Origin of the sequence: Rhodococcus sp. ENV425, assembly GCF_002887785.1 — a bacterium.
Lineage (GTDB): Bacteria > Actinomycetota > Actinomycetes > Mycobacteriales > Mycobacteriaceae > Rhodococcus > Rhodococcus aetherivorans.
On record NZ_PCZU01000260.1, the window covers coordinates 1 to 860 of the forward strand.

The 860-nt window shown below is 74.3% G+C and carries 1 protein-coding gene; it reads left to right on the forward strand.

Going from position 1 to position 860, the window contains the following annotated elements:
* Positions 1–143: 143 nt before the first annotated feature.
* Positions 144–860 (forward strand): tryptophan-rich sensory protein (locus CQZ88_RS22950; RefSeq protein WP_102800365.1); only part of this gene is annotated, 717 nt, incomplete at its 3' end.

Sequence of the window (860 nt, forward strand, 5' to 3'; positions counted from 1 at the left end):
GCCGATGCACGCGAGCGCCCGCAGCCGCCACCCCGTACCCCTCATCGCGCTCCTTCCGTCGTCGGTGCCAGGCGCTCAAGTTAACAGCCGAGCCCGAACGGACGGGACGTTTCGGACACGGCGACGCCGGGCATCTTCCGGGGATGACGACTTCCCCGGCGAGCTCGACGCGACCCCAGGCCACCTCCGCCGACCGGCTCCGCGTCGCAGGCGTCGCCGTGTCGGCGATCACCGCGGTCGCCGTCTCCTTCCTGGGATCCGGGGCCGTGGTGGGCACACCGATCTCCGAGGTGGCGGGTGGGGCGCTGTCCGCCGACGCGACGGCGGTGGCGCCGGGCGGTCCGGCGTTCTCGATCTGGTCGGTGATCTACCTGGGCCTGCTGGCGCTCGCGGTGTGGCAGGCCCTGCCCGCGCACCACGCCGACCCTCGCCAGCGGACGCTCGGCCGGTGGATCGCCGCGTCGATGCTGCTCAACGCCGCGTGGATCCTCGTCGTGCAGCTCGAACTGCTCGCGGTCAGCGTCGCGGTCATCGCCGCGCTGCTGGCCGTGCTGGTCCGGATCTTCCTCGGCCTGACCCGCACCGCGCCGTCGTCCCGCCTCGAGGGCGTCGTCGTGGACGGCACCATGTTCCTGTACCTGGGCTGGGTGGCGGTGGCCACGGTCGCGAACACCGCGGCGGCTCTGCGCGCCGCGGAGGTCGACCCGTTCGCGCTGGGCGCCGACACCTGGGCGGTGCTCGTCCTGGTCGTGGTCGCCGCGGTGTCGGTGCTCCTCGCCGTCGCCGGGCACGGGCGGCTCGCCGTCGCCACGGCCATGGCGTGGGGGCTGGTGTGGATCGCGGTGGCCCGCAGCGGCTAC